Genomic DNA, 17,881 nt, shown 5'->3' on the forward strand with positions numbered 1-17,881 from the left:
ACGGGTGAGTTCAGCCCTACAAAATCGTGCCCATGACCACCACCGACCTCCTGCCACGCCTTCAAGCCGCCGGACTGATCGATGGCACTGATATCCGCGTGACACCTCTGACCGGCGGTGTGTCGAGCGACATCGTTCTCGTCGCATCCTCCACGCGACGCCTCGTCGTCAAAGCCGCCTTGGAGAAGCTGCGCGTAAAGGACGACTGGTTCGTTGATGTCTCGCGCAATCGGGTGGAGCAGTCCTTCTTTGAATACGTCTCGCCCCTCATGCCTGCCGCCGTGCCGCGCATTCTTGGAGGGGGTGATGGCTGGTTCGCCATGGAGTACCTCGGCGACGAATTGCAGAACTGGAAGTCTGCCTTGCTCGCTGGTCGGATCGAAGTCGAGACCGCCACCCTCGCAGGCGAAACCCTCGGCCGCCTCCACGCTGCCTCATGGGACGATCCAGTGGCACGCGAACGCTTCGACACTCTGCCCAATTTTCAGGCACTGCGCATTGACCCGTATCTACTGACCACCGCCGAGCGCGTCCCAGAAGCAGCCGAAACACTTCGAGCTGAGGCGGCGCGTCTTGCAGAAACCAAGCTCGCCCTCGTCCACGGCGACTTCAGTCCCAAGAACCTCCTCATCGGACCACAGCGTCTCATCGTGCTGGATGCCGAGTGCGCCTGGTTCGGCGATCCCGCATTCGACACCGCCTTCCTCCTCACTCACCTGCACTTGAAGGCTCTCTTAAATCCTCAGGCGCTGCCGCTCATCCCCGCATTCTGGTCGGCCTACACCACGGCATGTGGTCATGATTTGGAGCATCGCACCGTCAGGCTCCTCCTCTGCCTGCTCCTCGCCCGCGTGCATGGGAAATCTCCTGCTGAGTATCTTTCTGCTGCACAAGGCGAGCAGGTCACACGTTTCGTTCTCTCCCATTTATCCCAACCGCCTTCACTCGCCGCGCTCACCGCCGCCTGGACTGCTCATACATGAAAATCACTTCGCTCGACGCCCTGCAAATTTTCGACAGCCGCGGCAATCCCACCGTGGAAGTCATCGCCACCCTGGAAGACGGCACCACGGGGCATGGGCTGGTGCCTTCGGGAGCCTCCACCGGACATCATGAGGCGCTGGAGCTGCGTGACGGGGACAGGAAGCGCTTCCGTGGAAGATCCGTGTTCAAGGCTGTCTCCCATGTGAAGGGTGAAATTTCCGGAGCCACGATCGGTCGCGATGTGTTTGATCAAGCCGGGCTCGATGCCGCGCTGATCGCGCTGGACGGCACGCCAGGGAAATCGCGCCTGGGGGCGAATGCCATTCTCGGCACCAGCATGGCGGTGGCGCAGGCGGCGGCAAACGCCAAACGCGTGCCGTTGTTTGAATCGCTGGGCGGCGGGCAGGGAACACTGCTGCCGCTGCCCGAGATTCAGATCTTCGGCGGAGGAAAGCACGCGCAGGGGCGGATCGACATTCAGGACTTCATGATCATGGCGCTGAAGGCGGCCAGCTATGAGGAAACGCTGGAGGTCACTGCCAATGTCTTTCATGCCGCCGCAGAGGTGATGCGCGACCGCGGCCTTCTGGCCGGTGTGGCGGATGAAGGGGGCTACTGGCCCCTGTTTGACCGCAATGAGGATGTCTTTGATGCGCTCATGGCGTCCATCGAGCGGGCGGGATACACCCCAGGACATGAGGTGGGCATTTCGCTGGACATTGCCGCCACCGATCTGTTTCATGACGGCCATTACACACTGGGGCTGGAGCAGCGTCGCTTCACCACGGAGCAGTTCGCCGCGCTGATGATCGAGTGGGTGACGAAGTATCCGATTGTCTCCGTTGAAGACCCCATGGCGGAAGACGACTGGGAAGGGTGGAAGAGGGTGCGTGAGGCGATCGGGCACCGCTGCCAGCTCATTGGCGATGATCATTTCACCACGAACCTTGCGCGCATTGAACGGGGCATCGAGGCAAAGACGGCGAATGCGGTGCTCATCAAGCTCAACCAAATCGGCACGGTCACGGAAACCCTTGCGGCCATTCATCGCACCCAGGCCGCAGGCTGGCTGCCTGTGGTGTCCGCGAGATCAGGGGAGACGGAGGACGCCTTCATCGCCCATCTTGCGGTGGCGACAAATGCCGGACAGCTCAAGGTGGGCTCCTTCAGCCGGAGCGAGCGCATGGCGAAGTGGAACGAGGTGCTGCGCATCCAGCGGCAGCTCGGCGCACGTGCACGGTTCGTGGGTGCGGGAATTTTTGGCAACGCTGGGATTCAGATTTCATGACCCGGACTTCCATCACACGTGCAGCATTGCCGATCAGCCAGATTGGCCTCGGCTGTGTGACGCTGGGGCGTGAGATCGATGAGGAAGCCTCCATGGTGCTGCTGGATCACGCACTTGCGCGCGGGGTTCGCCTGTTTGACACCGCGGCGGCGTATGGACAGGGAGCCTCGGAAAACATTCTGGGGCGCTGGGTGGCCTCCCGCCGTCCTGAGGGCATCACCATTGCGACGAAAATTCTGCCACCTTATGACCGCATCGACATCGCCGCCAGCATGCAGCGGCTGGGCGTCGATCAGATCGATCTTCTGTATCTCCATCAATGGCATGAGAGCGCGCTCTCCACCGGTGCGGCGCTCGATGACCTCGTACGCTCCGGCAGGGTGAAGGCGGTGGGGCTCAGCAATGTGACCCTGGAGCAAGTGAAGTCCGCAGGGCCGCGTTTTAGCGTGGTGCAGAACAATCACAACCTGGCTGTGAGTGACGTGAACGAGGCCTTGCGCGAATACTGCATGACGAATGGCACCGCCCTCGTCACCTACAGTCCTCTGGGTGCTGGATTTCTCACCGGCAAGCACCGTCATGGGGTGCAAAGCGGATCGCGTTTTGATCTCGTGCCCGGGCATCAGGATGTGTATTTTCACACTGACTCCTATCGTCGTCTGGCGACGCTCGAGGCCGTCTCCGCACGCACCGGGCACTCCCAGGCGCATCTGGCGCTGGCCTGGGCGCTGCATCAGCCAGGAACCGCCTCCGTATTGGTCGGTGGCCGGACCCCCGCACATCTCGACCAGGCCTTTGCCGCGCTGGCTCTGGATGATCCCGCTCTTTTTGCCGAACTCACCGCATGAACACCAACCCTGCCCAGCTCCTTGCCAATTACGAACGCGACGGTGTCGTGCTCATCCGTCAGTTCCTCAGCGATGACGAAGTGGCCGAGGTGCGCGCCGAACTGGAGCGCTACATCCGGGACGATCTCGCGGCGCTGCCCCCTGACGCCCGCACCCTGGAGAAGGACGAGAAGACCGTGCGCAATCTCTGGCGTCTGGAGAAATACAATGAGTGGTTTCGGCAACTGGGGGAGCGTGCGGACATCCGTGCGCTCGTCGCGCCGCTGGTGCATGGAGAGCCGGTGCTGGTGGGCGTGGAGACCTTCAACAAGCCCGCGCGCATCGGCTCCGGCGTGCCGTATCACCAGGACAACGCCTACTTCTGCCAGGCGCCGCCGGACATGCTCACGGTGTGGGTCGCGATTGATGCAGTGACAGAAGCAAACGGGCCGGTGTTTTTTGTCAAAGGCTCTCACAAGGACGGGATGCGGCCCACCAAGCCCAGCGGCGTACGAGGCAACAGCATCGGCATGGCGGAGCCGTCCGCCGTGCCGCTGAGCGAGCAATTCTGCGGGCTGCTGGCTCCCGGCGATGCGACGATCCATCAATGCGAAACGATTCACCACTCCGCGCCGAACACGACGGAGCATCCGCGGCTCGGCCTGCTCTTCGTGTATCGCGGCAGCCACACGCAGACCGACCCGAAGCTCAAAGCCGCCTACGCCGAGGCCGTCGCCCTCACACCCCCTGCATGAAACCAATCATTTTCCTTTTAACGCTGCTTTCCGTCACCGCCGTGGCGCGTGATATTCACGTAGGCGTGGGCAAAGATGCCCCAACCATCGCCATTGCGATCAAGGCCGCGCAGCCTGGGGATGTGATCCATCTTGAGCCGAGAGTGTACCGTGACTATGCGGGGTTTTACAGCAAGAAGGGGGAGCCAGGAAAACCCGTCACGCTGGATGGACATGGTGCCATTCTTGAGGGCAGTGACCCGATCGACGCCACGAAGTGGACGGAGGTCTCGCCAGGATTGTTTAAAAACGACGAACTGCTGCCGAGGCTGGACGATGCGGTGCTCGGCCGCTGGTTCTTTCTGTGGGACGGAAAGATGAACCACATGGGGCGCACCTCGAAGGGGCGCAGTGCGGCGCTGAAGAAGGCCGAGGAACTGGAGGCGGGGGAGTGGACGTTTGTGAAGGATCCTTCGCAGGAGAAGCCGCCATCGAAGCAAATTTATGGAACCTTTTACCTCAAGCTGGCACCGGGACAGAAGCTGGCCGATGCGAACATTCATGCGCCTGTACGCAGTGCAGGCGTGCAGTTTGGCGGAGACAATGCCCATCTGGTGATCAAGAACCTGACGGCGACGCATCCCTACAACGATGGCTTTAACATCCATGGGGACTGCCGCGATGTGGTATTTGAAAACATCGCCGCCATCGAGTGCGGTGATGACGGCATCAGTGCGCATGAGTCCGCGCAGTACCGGGTGGATGGGTTCGTGAGCATCGGCAACAGCACAGGCATCACGGACACAGGGACAGCGCAGACAAGCTACCGGAATGTGTTTTTGGCGAAGAACCTCGGCTTTGACCTCTTCTTTCTCGACGAGGGGCGCTACGAGCTGATGAACGTGCTGGTGCTGTCCTCAGCGCAAAACCCGCTGACGATCACTGGACGCGACAAGGGCGACTGCCGCATGAAAATGGAGAACGTGCTGATCCGGCGCCTGACGGAGCCACGGATGGGCAGCATCGCACTGAGGGCGTTTTTGGAAGCGAAGAACTGCACGTTTGAGGGCATGGACGTGAAAGTCACGGGCAGCGCCACGTGGGACAACTGCCTGGTGAACGGGAAGCCGCAGCCTGATGGCAGCGCGGGTGGCGGAGCCCGGAAGACGGAACTGATGAAGCTGGCGCCACCTTCTTTCACCCCATGAGAACTGTCCTCCTCATCCTATGCCTGCTGATTTTGCGTCTTCCGCTGGACGCACAGGTGGCCTACCCTCCCATGCACAGGCTCACGTGGGAGGAGTATGTGGGAACGCTGACGCACTGGCGGCAAAAGTTTGCGGGGCGGATGACGCTGGAGTCCCGTGGCATGAGCGGGCAGAACATGCCGGTGTATCTGCTGAAGATCACGGATGCCAAGGTGCCGTCCGCGGACAAGCAGGTGTGCCTGGTGACCACGCTGCACAGCGGCCCGGAGCGCACGGGAACCACGGGGGCGCTGGCCTTTGCGGAATGGTGCCTGAGTGATGATCCGCTGGCGGTGGAAACACGGCGGAAACAGATCATTCTGGTGATGCCGTGTGTGAATCCGCTGGCGATGTTTTACACGGACCGCTTTCGCAATGAGCATGGAGTGGACCCCTACACCGGCGGGGGGCGTTTGGGGAAAATTTGGGACGTGAAGACCCTCACGCTGACCAAGCCTGAGGATGCGCCCGAACTCACGGCGGTGCTTTCAGTGATCGATGAGCATCGGCCGGAAGTGCATGCGGACCTGCATGGCACAGGGCTGCAGGAGTATGCGGCTGCGCAGCTCGGCGCGCGGAGGATGTATCATGGGCAGATCATGACGGAGGTCACCGGTGGTGCGTATTCCAACTACGCGCTGCGTCCCTGGGACTGGCGCGTGACGGAGGCCATGATCGAGGCCGGACGTGCGGCGGGTTTTCCCTCAGACCGCTTTGAAGCCGATGCGCAGCGCACCTTCTGGGGGCCGGAGCTGGCGCCGCTGGGGCGGAAGCTCTGGCATGGCATGCCGCTGTTTTATTCCGCGCATTACGGCTATGCGAAATACCACAGCATGATTCTCACCCAGGAGGTGGCGTGGGAGCAGAGCCTGGTGGCGCGGATGCAGGGGCTGATGCGCATTGGCAACGGCGTCTGGCTGGATGAGCGGACGCCTGGCTACCCCGTGAACCGCATGCGGCATTTTGTGGGGCACTATGTGACGGCGTATGGAAAGACGGCGGCCGAGCGACGCGCCAGCCGAGTGGAGCTGTGGAATCAGCAGAGCGACTTTGCCGCAGGCTTTCTTTATCCCCAGACCGTGGGACGGGAGAGTTTTGTGGTGGCGACGACAGCTGAGGCAAAGCAGGCCATTGGCAGAAACGATTTCCGTGCGGTGCTGGGAGACGCGGCGGCTGAAGTGGAGCGCTTTATCAAAGCCGGCCCGGAGATCAAGGTGGCCATGGAGCAGACGACCGAGCAGCTTCTGGCCGCAAAGACAGATGCGGAGTTCACTCATGGCATCGGCTTTCGTCTGCGGCTGCCGTATCGTGCCCCCAAGCAGATGGAGATACGGCTGAATGGAGCGGTGCTGAAAGAGGACGCGGCCGATGGTTATGAAAGCTGGTACGCCGATGGATTCACGCAGGTTCAGGTGAATGTGCCGCCGCAGAAGCTCTCGAAGAAGGGCCTGTACTTTGTCACGTGCGCCTACACACCTGATGTGGAGCGTCCCACTGGCTGGATGCCGCCTGCGGAGGTGCAGAAAAAATGCGCCACCGAGAAACTGGATGCCACACCTGCGACCTTCACAGACGTGCCCTATGGCGACCATTTCCGCCAGACCATGGATGTGTGGCTGGCGTCCCAAGGAAAGTCTTCGCCGGTGGTGTTTTACATCCACGGCGGCGGCTGGGCGGCGCAGGATAAGACGGACATCCATCAGCATCTGGATGTGCGGGCGTTTCTGGACGCAGGCATTTCGGTGACATCGATCAACTACCGCTTCCTGATGGACGCGAATGCGGCGGGCATCAAACCGCCGCTGCAATGGCCGCTGCAGGATGCCGCGCGTGCCTTGCAGTATGTGCGCTCAAAGGCGGAGGAGTGGCACCTGGACAAGCAGCGCATCGCCGCGAGTGGCGTGAGTGCCGGCGGCTGCTCCTCGCTGTGGCTGGGGATGCACGATGACCTGGCGGACCCGAAGAGTACGGATGCCATCGCGCGCGAGTCCACGCGGCTGCTTTTCACGGTCACAAAAGCGCCGCAGGCCTCGTTTGATCCGCAGCAGCTCGTGGAGTGGATTCCCAACAGCGAATACGGCGGGCACGCCTTTGGCCAGCCGATGAGCAAATCCCGGAAGGAGACGTTTCCGCTCTTTTTCGCAGAGCGTGAGAAGCTGCTGCCGGAGATCCGCCGCTGGTCGCCCCTGGCGCATGCGAGCGCCGGTGATCCGCCCGCCTATATCATCTACACGAAAGAAGACAAACCGCCCGTCAAAGGAGAGGTGCAGACGGATCCCAGCCACAGCGTGCTGCATGCGCTGATGCTGCAGGAGGCGCTGCGGCCCTTTGGCGTGTCCTGCGAAGTGCATTATCCGAATGACGGGAAGCCCGCGACGACCATGCAGGAGCTCCTGATGCAGCACCTGAAATCAGATCAACCATGAAGCCCTGTTTCTTCCTTTTCCTCTTCCTCGCACTGACAGCCAGCAGCCTCGCCGCCGCGAATGAACCGATCCAGATCGGCAGCCGCCGTGAGCTGTTTGCGGACTCCTTTTTGATTGACCATTTCAACGGGACGCGACTGCAGCTGCAGACGCCGCGTGATGAGGGCGTGGCCTTCCAGTTTGACCGGCCGTGGGAGGGTCTGTTCAGCGGATATGCCACTTTGGTGACGCTTCCCGACGGCCGTCTGCGAGCCTACTACCGGGGCAAGGCGGTGGCGAACAAAGACGGAAGCGAGGAGGAGGTGACCTGCTGTGCGGAGTCCACCGATGGCCGCCACTGGACCAAGCCTGAGCTGGGCCTGTATGAGGTGATGGGCACGCGAAAAAACAATGTGGTGCTGATGAAGGCGAACACCGCCACGCATAACTTCAGCCCCTTCCGTGATGAGCGCCCCGGCGTGCCTGAGGAAGAGAGGTTCAAGGCTTTCGGCGGAACGATGCAGGGCGGCGGACTCACGGCCTGGAAATCGCCCGACGGCCTGCGCTGGGAGCAGATCAGCCCGGAGCCTGTCATCACGAAAGCGATGGTGCCGTACAAATACATGTTCGACTCGCAGAACGTGCCGTTCTGGTCGGCGGCGGAGGGGAAGTACGTGGCCTATTACCGCGTGTTTGAGGGAGGCATCCGGCGCATTGTGCGCAGTGAAAGCCAGGACTTTCGGCAGTGGTCGGCGCCGGTGCTGATGGAGTATCGAAATCCCGAGGTGCAGGCTCCGGTGGAGCATTTGTACACCAACCAGACGCATCCATACTTCCGTGCGCCGCATCTGTATGTGTCCATCGCCGCGCGATTCATGCCGGGCCGCCGGGTGCTGACAGACGAGCAGGCAGCCGCGATCCATGTGAACCCAGGTTATTTCAAGGATACCTCAGACGCCATTTTCATGACGACGCGCCCCGTGGAAGGCGCAGCGCATGCGAACGTGTATGACCGCACATTTTTGGAAGGCTTCATCCGGGGCGGGATCGGCGCGCAGAACTGGGTCTCGCGCACGAATTATCCCGCCCTCAATGTGGTGCCGACGGGTCCGAATGAAATGTCCGTTTTTGTGAACCAGGACTATGCGCAGCCCACCGCACACATGCGGCGCTACTCCCTGCGCACGGATGGGTTTGCCTCTCTGCACTGCGGCTATGCGGGCGGGCATGCCGTCACCAAACCCCTGGTGTTTGCCGGGCGTGAGCTGGCGCTGAACTTTTCCACCTCGGCCGCGGGTGGTGTGAAGGCGGGCTTTGAAGATGCGGATGGCAAAGCGGTGCCCGGATTTGGCGTGGAGGATTGCGTGATGCAGATCGGCAATGAACTGGACCGCAAAGTGGCGTGGAAGTCCGGCACAGATGTGAGCGCACTCGCCGGGAAAACGGTGAGGCTGCGTTTCTCCATGAAGGACGCAGACATTTTTTCCTTCCAGTTCACCCCGTAACTTTTTGCCCTATGCTTCGGCGCGTTTCCAGATTTTCCTTTTTGGTCATGGCAGTGGGGCTGGCATGTGCGCCGGGGCTGGCGGGGGCAGCCGAGCCCGCGGCACGGATCTCGGGCATCTGGATGATGGGGCAGTCCTTGTGCGACGGCTCGGAATCGCTGCCGGTCGTCACTCCTGCCGACAGTGGCTGGGGAAATCTGGCCTTTCGCCGCGGTGTGAGGACGTGGCTGCCTAATGACCACCCTGCCGCGCCAGAACAGCGGGCGGCGGATTTGTTTTCTCTGGTGCCGCTGCGGGCGGAGGTGAATGGCGGGCTGGGGGAAACGGTGGCGAACGGCATGGCAGACCATTGGCAGGCTGCGCGGATGGTGAATGACAAGACCCAGGTGCCGAAAGCGACAAACCGCTTTCTAGTGGCCTGTGCAGGGCAGGGCGGGCGGCAGATTCAGGAGCTTTCCAGCGCGGATCTTTCCACCGACGCACGAACGCCGGAACCCAAGCGGCACGGCGGCGGCTACTACCGCACGAGCCTGGATGATGCGCGGCGCGCCGTGGAGAAGGCAAAGGCCGCGGGGGCTGAGTTCCGCATTGCTGCGCTGTATTGGATGCAGGGCGAGGGGAATGGAGGGCCCACGGGCGGGCTGGTGCCGACGCGATGGGACACCGAGATGCCGCGCGCGCAAGGACTGGCGTGGTATCGCGATCAACTCATGGCGTACCACAGGCAGTGGTCGGCGGATTTATGCGCCATCACGGGGCAGAAAGGAGAACTGCCCATGTTTGTGTATCAGACGCTCGGCCCCGCGGGAGAAGCGCAGATGATGGCGGCGGATGCCGATGCACATCTTTATCTGGTCGGACCGCACTATGCGGTGCCCAGCGCGATCAACAGCCGCACGAAGCCAGACCGTCATGGAGATCCCATCCACCTTTCCGCCGATGGTGAACGCTGGTGGGGAGAGCAGGTGGGCAAGGTGATGAAACGTGTGCTGGATGATGGCGAGGACTGGCAGCCGCTGAGGCCACGCCATGCGCGCCTGGACGCTTCGCGGGACAGTCTTGTCATCGAGTTCACCGTGCCGCGTCCGCCGCTGGTGCTCGACACGGCTTTTCTCGCGCGGCAGCAGATTTCCACGAGCGGCGGCTACACCTCGCTGGCGGGTTTTCGGGTGCATGACGATGGAGGAAGGCCAGTGACGCTGGCGGGGGTGAAAGTCATCGCGCCTGCCCAGGTGCGCCTTCAGTTTGCACAGCCGCTGGCCGCTGGAAGGAGCTGCCGGGTAAGCTATGGACACTCGTCCGCGGGTGTGCTCGGCAAGATTGCTGCCATACGGAAGGGCTCGGAGCAGACAGAAGAACTGGTGCTCACGGGAGGGGTGACGGAATCCGTGAAACAGCTCACCACCGAGGGGGCTTTCCTGGTGCTTAATCTCTCCGGTCCCCCCAGCCGGGTACCGGTGAGGCAGGTTCGGGAAGAGCAGGGTGCTGCCGTGCTGTGCTATGAACCGAAAGAACTGCGAGATGGCCGGCCTTTTGTGGTGGGACAGGAACTGATGGCCGCGCGGGCCTTCAGCTATGGCAACCTGCGGGATTCCGATGGTGAGCGCGCGGTGTTTTCGTTCGCGGATGAAACCTACGGTGCGCGTAGCGGACAGGCCTACCCTTTGTGGAACTGGTGCGTGCTGTTCTCGGACCTGGCGGCGGAATAAATGATGCGGGCTCCTGGCTGCGCGTTGGGCATATGCTGGTCTGGTGATTGAACCAGTCAAATGCGCTGGTGAGGAGGTGATGAAACTTCATAATTCGAGGCATGAAGCCCATCCTTCTTCTCCTTGGCTGCCTTGCTTTTCAGGTCCATGCGGCTGAGCAGGTGTATTTCGCGTTTGATGACCACAACATCGCATGGCAGCACAACCTGAAGCTGACGCTGCAGGAGGCGCAGAAACATCCAGGAAATCCGGTGCTGAACAGCGGGCCGCCAGGGTCTCCGGATCATGGGCATGCGGTGCTATATGGAACCGTGCTGAAGCAGGGGGACAAGTTTCGCATGTGGTATCTGGGCATGCATGAGGGGGCGATCGTGAAGGGGCAGGCGCCGGGCTGGTGGCGGCCGATGTGCTATGCGGAGAGCAAGGATGGAGTGACGTGGACGAAGCCAGAACTGGGTCTGGTGGAGTTCAATGGCGGAAAGAAGAACAACATCTGCCTGATCGAAGGAGAGCCGTACTCGATGACGCGGGTGAATGATTTCCTTTCGGTATTGTATGAGCCTGACGAGCCGGATCCGGCGAAGCGGTACAAGTGCGCCTACATCGCGCACATGCCGATCGAAGATGTGAAGGGCGGCCGCAGCAAGATAGGCCCAAATGAGAAACGCTGGGGATCTTTTGTCACGGCCACAAGCGCGGACGGGCTGAGCTGGAAGTGCGTGGGTGACCGCCCGGCGAATGCGGGTGGAGAGCGCTTTGAGGTGAGCGGGCTGTACCGCTTTGGCGACTTTTATTATGCCACGGGGCAACTGCTGAGCCCGTGGTCGTGGCGGGCAGATGGAAGGGACATCGGGCGTGACATGCTGGCGTATCGCTCACCGGACTTTGTGACGTGGTCGAAGGCGAAGGCTTTCTGCTATGCGCGGCCGGGGCAGCTTTCCGACCCGCCGGTGAAAGGGCAGCAGATGCACATGGGCGCGGGGCTGTGGAACCGTGGCAATGTGATGGTAGGCCTGCATGGGATGTGGCAGGATGCGGAGCAGCCGCCGCCAAAGGGAAAAAGCTGGAACTATGGAGTCCGGGTGGATCTGGGGCTGATGGTGAGCAATGACGGTGTGCATTTCCGCGAACCGGTGCCGGGTTTCAGAATGATCCCACGCGGTAAGGAAGGGGAGTGGGACAACATCGCCATCCTGCAAGGGCATGCGTTTGTGAACGAGGGAGACAAGACGATGATCTGGTATTCCCACTGGGATACCGGCGCCGAGCTGGAGCACATGGACATCGGCCTGGCGACGCTGAGGCGCGATGGATTCGGCTCGCTCTCGCGCAAGGTCGAGGAAGAAGAGGGCGAGTTCATCACCAGCGCGTTTGCGGCGAAGGAGATCGCGCTGAACGTGGATGGTGCCACGCCGGAGGCACCGCTGGTGGTGCAGCTCATGGACCACCTGGACCACCCGCTGGAGGGGTACGAGGTGAAAGTGACGACGAATGGCGTGCGCGTGCCTCTCAAGTGGCCCAAGCCCCTGCCTGCCGGCCAGAAGACCGCCCTGCGTGTGCACTATCCAGCGGGCTGCGCGGCGAAGGTGTATGCAATTTACCTCAACGACTGATCTGCATGTCGCTCAAACTTGTCACTGAACTCAACGAGACCGACCAGAAGCTGCTGCACCGGGCGATTGACGGTTTTGTGCCGGAGAAGGTCTTTGATGTGCATACGCACCTGTTTCACACGCGAAATTTTGCGGAGGGAAAGCGGCCGGTATTCCTGGATGAAAGCCGCGGCTATGGCATGGCGGACTTTCAGGAAGCGATGCGGGTGTGGCTGCCGGGGAGGGAGGTGGAAGGATTGTTCTTTGGCTATCCCAGCGCGGGAAACGACCGGGCTGGGGAGAATGCGTGGCTGCAGTCGCAGGTGGACGGCACTGGCAACTCACGCGCACTGGTGCTGGCGGCGCCGCAGGATGATCCGGCGGAAGTGGAGCGGCTTCTGAAGACGGGAGTGTTTGTGGGAATCAAACCCTACCGGCTGTATGCGGATGTGCCGGATACGAAGGAGGCGGAAATCGAGTCTTTTGCGCCGGAGTGGATGTGGGAGCTGTGCGACAGGCATGATGGCGTGATGATGCTGCACATCATGCTGGCGGACGGGATTACGGATATGCGGAATGTGGAGGTGATCCGCAGGCTGTGCACGCGCCACCCGCGCTGCAAGCTGGTGCTGGCGCATGTGGCGCGCTCTTTCAATTACCGCCACGCACGGGAGGGGCTGCATCACCTGATTGATCTGGACAACGTGGTGGTGGACACCTCGGCAGTGACGCAGGCGGGCGCGTTCCGTGCGGCGCTGGAGATTCTGGGGCCACGGCGCGTGCTGTGGGGCAGCGACTACATGGTGAGCGAGCTGCGCGGCTCGTGCATCACCCAGGGGGATGGATTTACGTGGATCCATCCGGAGCTGGGCACGGAGAAGCTAACGGTGTTTGGGCAGTACACGACGGTGGGCGTCGAGTCGCTGCTGTGCCTGCGGGAGGCCTGTGAAGACACCGGCATGACGCAGGGAGATTTGGAGGACATTTTCCGCGAAAATGCGCTCCGGCTTTTGAAACCAAAAAATGATGCACATTCCGGCCCGCAGCTCTGGGAGGAGGCGAAGACGAAGATCTCCTGCGGCACAGGACTGCTTTCCAAGAGGGCGCATCTGTTTGATCCGCAGTCGTGGCCTTCGTACTTCTCGCGGGCGAAAGGGGCCTGGCTGTGGGATCTGGATGGCAGGCGCTACACGGACTTCACAGGAGGTGTGGGGGCCATCCTCCTCGGGCATGCGGATGATGAGGTGAATGCGGCGGTGAAGCGGCGCGTGAATCTGGGCAGCTATGCCACGCTGGCCTCTCCCGATGAGGTGAAGCTGGCAGATGCGCTGCTGGAACTGCACCCGTGGGCGGGAAAGGTACGCTACGCACGCGGTGGTGGCGAGGCGCTGGGGCTGGCGGTGCGCATTGCCCGGGCGGCGACGGGGAAGAGCGGCATCGCCTTCTGCGGCTACCATGGCTGGAGCGACTGGTATCTGGCGGCGAATCTGAGTGACGACGCGGCCTTGGACGGACATCTGCTTCCAGGGCTGCAACCGCTGGGCGTGCCGCGTGAGCTGGCGGGGACGGCGGTGCCGTTTCGCTACAACGATCCCGACTCCTTCAAGGCGGCGATGCAGAAGCTGGATGGCAGGCTGGCGGCGGTGGTGATGGAACCAATGCGCTCCGAGCTGCCGCGAGATGGCTTCATGCAGAAGGTCATCGACGCCTGCCATGCGGCGGGGGCGGTCTATGTTCTGGATGAAGTGACGAGCGGGTGGCGCTATGGCTTCCCAGGTGCGGCACCCGTGCTGGGCATCGAGCCGGACATTGCGGTGTATGCGAAGGCGATGAGCAATGGTTATCCCGCCGGAGCCATTGTGGGCAGGAACGAGGTGATGGATGCGGCCAACAGCAGCTTCATTTCCAGCAGCTACTGGACGGATGGGGTGGGCACGGCGGCGTCGCTGGCCTGCATCGGCAAGATGCGTCGGGAGAAGGTGCAGCCCTATGTGTGGAAGCTGGGCGAGCGCCTGCAAAGCGGGCTGCGGGAGATCGCGGCACGGCATCCGGAACTGCAGCTTAATACGGGCGGAATGCCCTGTGCGCCTTCGCTGGTGTTTGCGAATCCAGCAGCGAAGCCGCTCATGATACGGCACATGCTTCAGCGCGGGTATTTGATGTCCAGCCAGCTCTATGTGACGTGGTCGCACGGCGACGAGATGGTGGCGGCGATGCTCGCGGCACTGGATGAAACGCTCGCTGAAGTGGCGAAGATGCCGCTGGAGGCTGCCCAAGGAACGCAACAAGGCTTTGCACGGCTCGTTTGAATCCCACACCACCATGATCATTGATTGTCATAACCACGTCGGCTCCGATCTGCTCTTCTACCTGCACGGCGATTTCCCCTATGCGCAGCATCTGGTGACGATGCATGACGAAGGGCGGGCGCTGGGCGTGGACCGCTGGATCGTGTTTCCCTTTGTGAGTCATCTGGCGCTGGATGTCACCGCCTTCATGGACAACGAGATCAAGGACGAGAAGGGGCGGCTGCAGGACATTCCATACGCCTTTGAAAACCGGCGTCTGATGAAGGAATGCTACGAGCTCTTTCCCGAGGAGGGAAAACGCATGCTGCCGTTTGTGATGGGGGACCCAATGCGCAACACGGCGGCGCAGGAGAAGGAACTGCGCAAGCTGCGCGGTGAGTACCGCTTTTATGGCATCAAGATGCAGACGACGATTTTGCAGGCGGACATCAAGCACCTGCGGAACCGGGGCAAGGTCTTTGTGGAACTGGCGGAGGAGTGGGATGTGCCGTTTTTGATTCATTCCAGCGTGGCGGAGAGCGACCTGTGGGCGCAGGCGCATGACATCCTGGACATCGCGGAGGAGAACCCGAACGTGCGCTTCTGCCTGGCGCACTCCTGCCGCTATGACAAGGAGTGCCTGGATCGCGTGCAGGCGCTGCCGAATGCGTGGTTTGACAACTCGGCGCACTGCATCCACTGCGAGGGGGTGGTGAAAGAGCTGCCGTATGTGGCGCCGAAGGCAAGACGGTTTGACTCTGACTACACGGACCCCGCGCAGGTCATCATGGATCTGGCGGCGGCGTATCCGCAGAAGTTCATGTGGGGCAGTGATTCGCCGTTTTACAGCTATGCGGCGGAGATCAACGGTCAGGTTGTGCGGCTGATCAGCACCTACCCGGCCGAGGTCGCGGCACTGAAGGCGGGCGGTGAGGAAATGGTGGAGCGCATTGCACACACGAACATCCGCGCCTATTTGAAGCTGCATGATGAAAGCATTCTCTCTTGAAGGTCGGGCAGCATTGGTGACGGGATCCTCCCAAGGTATTGGACTGGCGATGGCGGAAGGACTGCATGAGGCGGGGGCGCGTGTGGTGTGCCATGGGCTCACGGAACGGCCGGCGGATTTTCCGGAGTGGGCGCGCTATGTGGCGTGTGATCTGTGCGCGCCGGACGCGCCCGCGGCCCTGGTGCACTGCGCCTTTGAGGCAGAGCCGCACCTGGACACTCTAATTTGCAATGCGGGTGGATTTTTTGACGTGCCGTTTCTGGAAATGACGCGTGAGCGCTGGGACAGAACGGTGCAGCTCAACATGGCCTCCGTGTACTTCACGGCGCAGGCCTTTGCGCGGCGGCTGGTGGCGGAGCAGCGAGCCGGCAGCATCGTGATCACCTCCTCCACGAACGGTTTTCAGGCGGAGTCGGACTCGTCTGCGTATGATGCGAGCAAGGGAGCGCTGGTGATGCTGACAAAATCGCTGGCGGTGTCGCTGGCGGATCATGGCATTCGTGTGAATGGCGTGGCCCCGGGGCTCATCCGGACACCGCTCACCGCGAGTCTGGAGCATGCCGGCAACAGCAGCGTGGTGGACCATTATGAAAAGAAGATCCTGCTGAAACGCCTGGGCACGCCGGAAGATGTGGCGGGCGCTGCGGTGTTTCTGTGCTCGCGCGCGGCGGGGTACATCACGGGTGAGACGATCATCATTGATGGCGGGCTGACGACGGGGCAGATCGGCCGGAGGTGACAAGGCCCACGGTCATGGTGATGAGGGTGCCCAGCAGGCTGAACCAGATGAAGGAGACAAGCTGAGGGGGCTTGGCGGCGGTGAAGGCGCCGTTTTGGTACATGAAGACGCCCAGCAGTGTGATGAACCCCGCCAGGCAGCCCAGCAGCGCTCCGCGGGTGCTGGCCCGCTGGGTGAACATGCCCAGGAAAAACAGGCCCAGCAGCGGCCCGCCCACCAGACCGATGACGGTATTCACGGACTCCACCAGATTTCCCGGCATGAAGGAAACGGCAAAGGCCAGCGCGATGACGATGAGCCCGTAGAGCACAGTGATGAGCCGCGCGCTGCCCACCTGCTGCGCCTGGGTGCCGGCCTCCTGCTTGGAGAGGCGCTGCTTGAAATCCACAAAGGTGGCCGAGGCCAGGGAATTCAGCCCCGCGGAGATGGTGGACATGCTGGCCGCATAGATGGCCGCAATGAGCAGCCCCGGCAGGCCCGCAGGAAGCTGGGTGACCACGAAGTAGGGGAGGATCTGGTCCTCCTTGGCAATGAGGCCCGCCGCCAGGGGATCTCCATGCGTCTTGTAAAAGGCGTAGAGCACCAGACCGGTGCCGTAAAAGAGGACGAGCACTGGCAGAATGAGCCAGAGTTTGATCCACAGGGAGCGCTGCGCCTCCTTCAGACTTCCGGCGGTGAGGTAGCGCTGCACGGAGACCTGGTCCGTGGCCATCTGCACCAGGTGCAGAAACGCGCCCGCCAGGAGCACGGCCCAGAGATTCACGCGCTCTGAAAGGCTGAAGGAGAGGCTGAGGTCCAGACGGTGGTCCGCCACGGCGGTGTCCCACACGCCGCCGAGTCCGCCGGGAATCTTGCCCACTGCCACGAAGACGATGACGAGCTGACCGCCGAAGAGAACGATGAGCTGCATCACATCCGTCCAGATGACGGCGCGCATGCCGCCCAAGGCGGTGTACAGTGTGGTCAGGGTGCCGGAGGCCAGAATGGTGAGCCACAGCGGCATGCCCGTGACTTTTTCCAGCGCCAGCGCTGGTGCATAGGTGGCGGCCGCCAGCCACAGCGCGACGCGGAAGATGAAGAGCCCGGAGGCCAGCAGCCGCACGGAGAGTGAGAAGCGCTCCTCCAAAAACTGGTAGGCGGTGAAGAAACGCGACTGGTAAAACTTTGGCAGCATGTACAGGCTGGTGAAGGGCGTGGCGATGAAGAACGCCAGGATCACATAGGCAAAGGCGAAGCCGTTCTTGTACACATCCGCCGGACCCGCCAGGTAGCTGATGCCGGAGAACAGCGCCGCCAGGATGGACATGGCCACCAGGATGCTGTTCATGCCGCGGCCCGCCAGGAAGTAGTCTCCGAGAGACTTGGAGCCGCGTGCGGAGAACAGGCCCACGCTCACAGAGGCCACGAGGTACCCGCCAAAAATCACATAGTCGAGCGTGGAGAAGTGGGTCATGCGGCGGGTTTTATACGGCATGAGAACGGGCGTGCGCCAGGCTGTTTTCTGGTCAGTTTTATGAACCAGACGAATGAGCGGGAATATTTGGAGCGCAGGTG

At 61.9% G+C, this 17,881-nt stretch carries 13 protein-coding genes; 12 read left to right on the forward strand and 1 reads right to left on the reverse strand.

Annotated features, from left to right (window positions below):
• Positions 1-32 precede the first annotated feature (32 nt).
• From ACILSQ_RS21425 to ACILSQ_RS21480, 12 genes are all read left to right on the forward strand, one after another.
• Positions 33-983 carry a phosphotransferase family protein gene (locus tag ACILSQ_RS21425; protein WP_395745704.1) on the forward strand — a complete coding sequence of 317 codons (951 nt, stop codon included), beginning with the start codon at positions 33-35 and terminating at the stop codon, positions 981-983.
• Entirely contained in the window at positions 980-2,272 is a 1,293-nt protein-coding gene (eno, locus tag ACILSQ_RS21430) for a phosphopyruvate hydratase (protein WP_395745705.1), read from the forward strand. Before ACILSQ_RS21425 ends, eno begins: the two co-directional genes overlap by 4 nt.
• Positions 2,269-3,120 carry an aldo/keto reductase gene (locus ACILSQ_RS21435; RefSeq protein WP_395745706.1) on the forward strand — a complete coding sequence of 284 codons (852 nt, stop codon included), beginning with the start codon at positions 2,269-2,271 and terminating at the stop codon, positions 3,118-3,120. Before eno ends, ACILSQ_RS21435 begins: the two co-directional genes overlap by 4 nt.
• Positions 3,117-3,854, forward strand: coding sequence for a phytanoyl-CoA dioxygenase family protein (locus ACILSQ_RS21440; protein ID WP_395745707.1), 738 nt, complete (start codon positions 3,117-3,119; stop codon positions 3,852-3,854). Before ACILSQ_RS21435 ends, ACILSQ_RS21440 begins: the two co-directional genes overlap by 4 nt.
• The gene (locus ACILSQ_RS21445) at positions 3,851-5,041 is read left to right on the forward strand and encodes a hypothetical protein (protein WP_395745708.1); all 1,191 of its coding nucleotides are present in this window, start codon (positions 3,851-3,853) and stop codon (positions 5,039-5,041) included. The genes ACILSQ_RS21440 and ACILSQ_RS21445 overlap by 4 nt, the downstream gene beginning before the upstream one ends.
• Positions 5,038-7,506: an alpha/beta hydrolase fold domain-containing protein gene (locus ACILSQ_RS21450; RefSeq protein WP_395745709.1), complete on the forward strand. Its 2,469-nt coding sequence runs from the start codon at positions 5,038-5,040 to the stop codon at positions 7,504-7,506. Before ACILSQ_RS21445 ends, ACILSQ_RS21450 begins: the two co-directional genes overlap by 4 nt.
• Positions 7,503-8,990 carry a hypothetical protein gene (locus ACILSQ_RS21455; protein WP_395745710.1) on the forward strand — a complete coding sequence of 496 codons (1,488 nt, stop codon included), beginning with the start codon at positions 7,503-7,505 and terminating at the stop codon, positions 8,988-8,990. The genes ACILSQ_RS21450 and ACILSQ_RS21455 overlap by 4 nt, the downstream gene beginning before the upstream one ends.
• Before the next feature lie 47 nt (positions 8,991-9,037).
• Positions 9,038-10,699, forward strand: coding sequence for a phosphate ABC transporter substrate-binding protein (locus tag ACILSQ_RS21460; RefSeq protein ID WP_395745711.1), 1,662 nt, complete (start codon positions 9,038-9,040; stop codon positions 10,697-10,699).
• Between the two features lie 101 nt (positions 10,700-10,800).
• Complete coding sequence (locus ACILSQ_RS21465; protein ID WP_395745712.1) at positions 10,801-12,312, forward strand: hypothetical protein; 1,512 nt, start codon at positions 10,801-10,803, stop codon at positions 12,310-12,312.
• A gap of 5 nt (positions 12,313-12,317) precedes the next feature.
• The gene (locus ACILSQ_RS21470) at positions 12,318-14,600 is read left to right on the forward strand and encodes an aminotransferase class III-fold pyridoxal phosphate-dependent enzyme (RefSeq protein WP_395745713.1); all 2,283 of its coding nucleotides are present in this window, start codon (positions 12,318-12,320) and stop codon (positions 14,598-14,600) included.
• 13 nt (positions 14,601-14,613) lie between these two features.
• Positions 14,614-15,588 (forward strand): amidohydrolase family protein, encoded by a 975-nt coding sequence (locus ACILSQ_RS21475; protein WP_395745714.1) that lies wholly within the window; start codon positions 14,614-14,616, stop codon positions 15,586-15,588.
• On the forward strand, positions 15,566-16,327 hold the full coding sequence (locus ACILSQ_RS21480; protein WP_395745715.1) for an SDR family NAD(P)-dependent oxidoreductase: 762 nt from the start codon (positions 15,566-15,568) through the stop codon (positions 16,325-16,327). Before ACILSQ_RS21475 ends, ACILSQ_RS21480 begins: the two co-directional genes overlap by 23 nt.
• On the opposite strand, the gene ACILSQ_RS21485 is transcribed toward ACILSQ_RS21480, so the two are convergent.
• Entirely contained in the window at positions 16,284-17,780 is a 1,497-nt protein-coding gene (locus tag ACILSQ_RS21485) for a sodium:solute symporter family transporter (RefSeq protein WP_395745716.1), read from the reverse strand. The two genes, ACILSQ_RS21480 and ACILSQ_RS21485, sit on opposite strands and share 44 nt — an antisense overlap.
• Between the last annotated feature and the right edge of the window lie 101 nt (positions 17,781-17,881).

The sequence above is a fragment of the Prosthecobacter sp. genome, assembly GCF_044227185.1.
Taxonomy (GTDB): domain Bacteria; phylum Verrucomicrobiota; class Verrucomicrobiia; order Verrucomicrobiales; family Verrucomicrobiaceae; genus Prosthecobacter.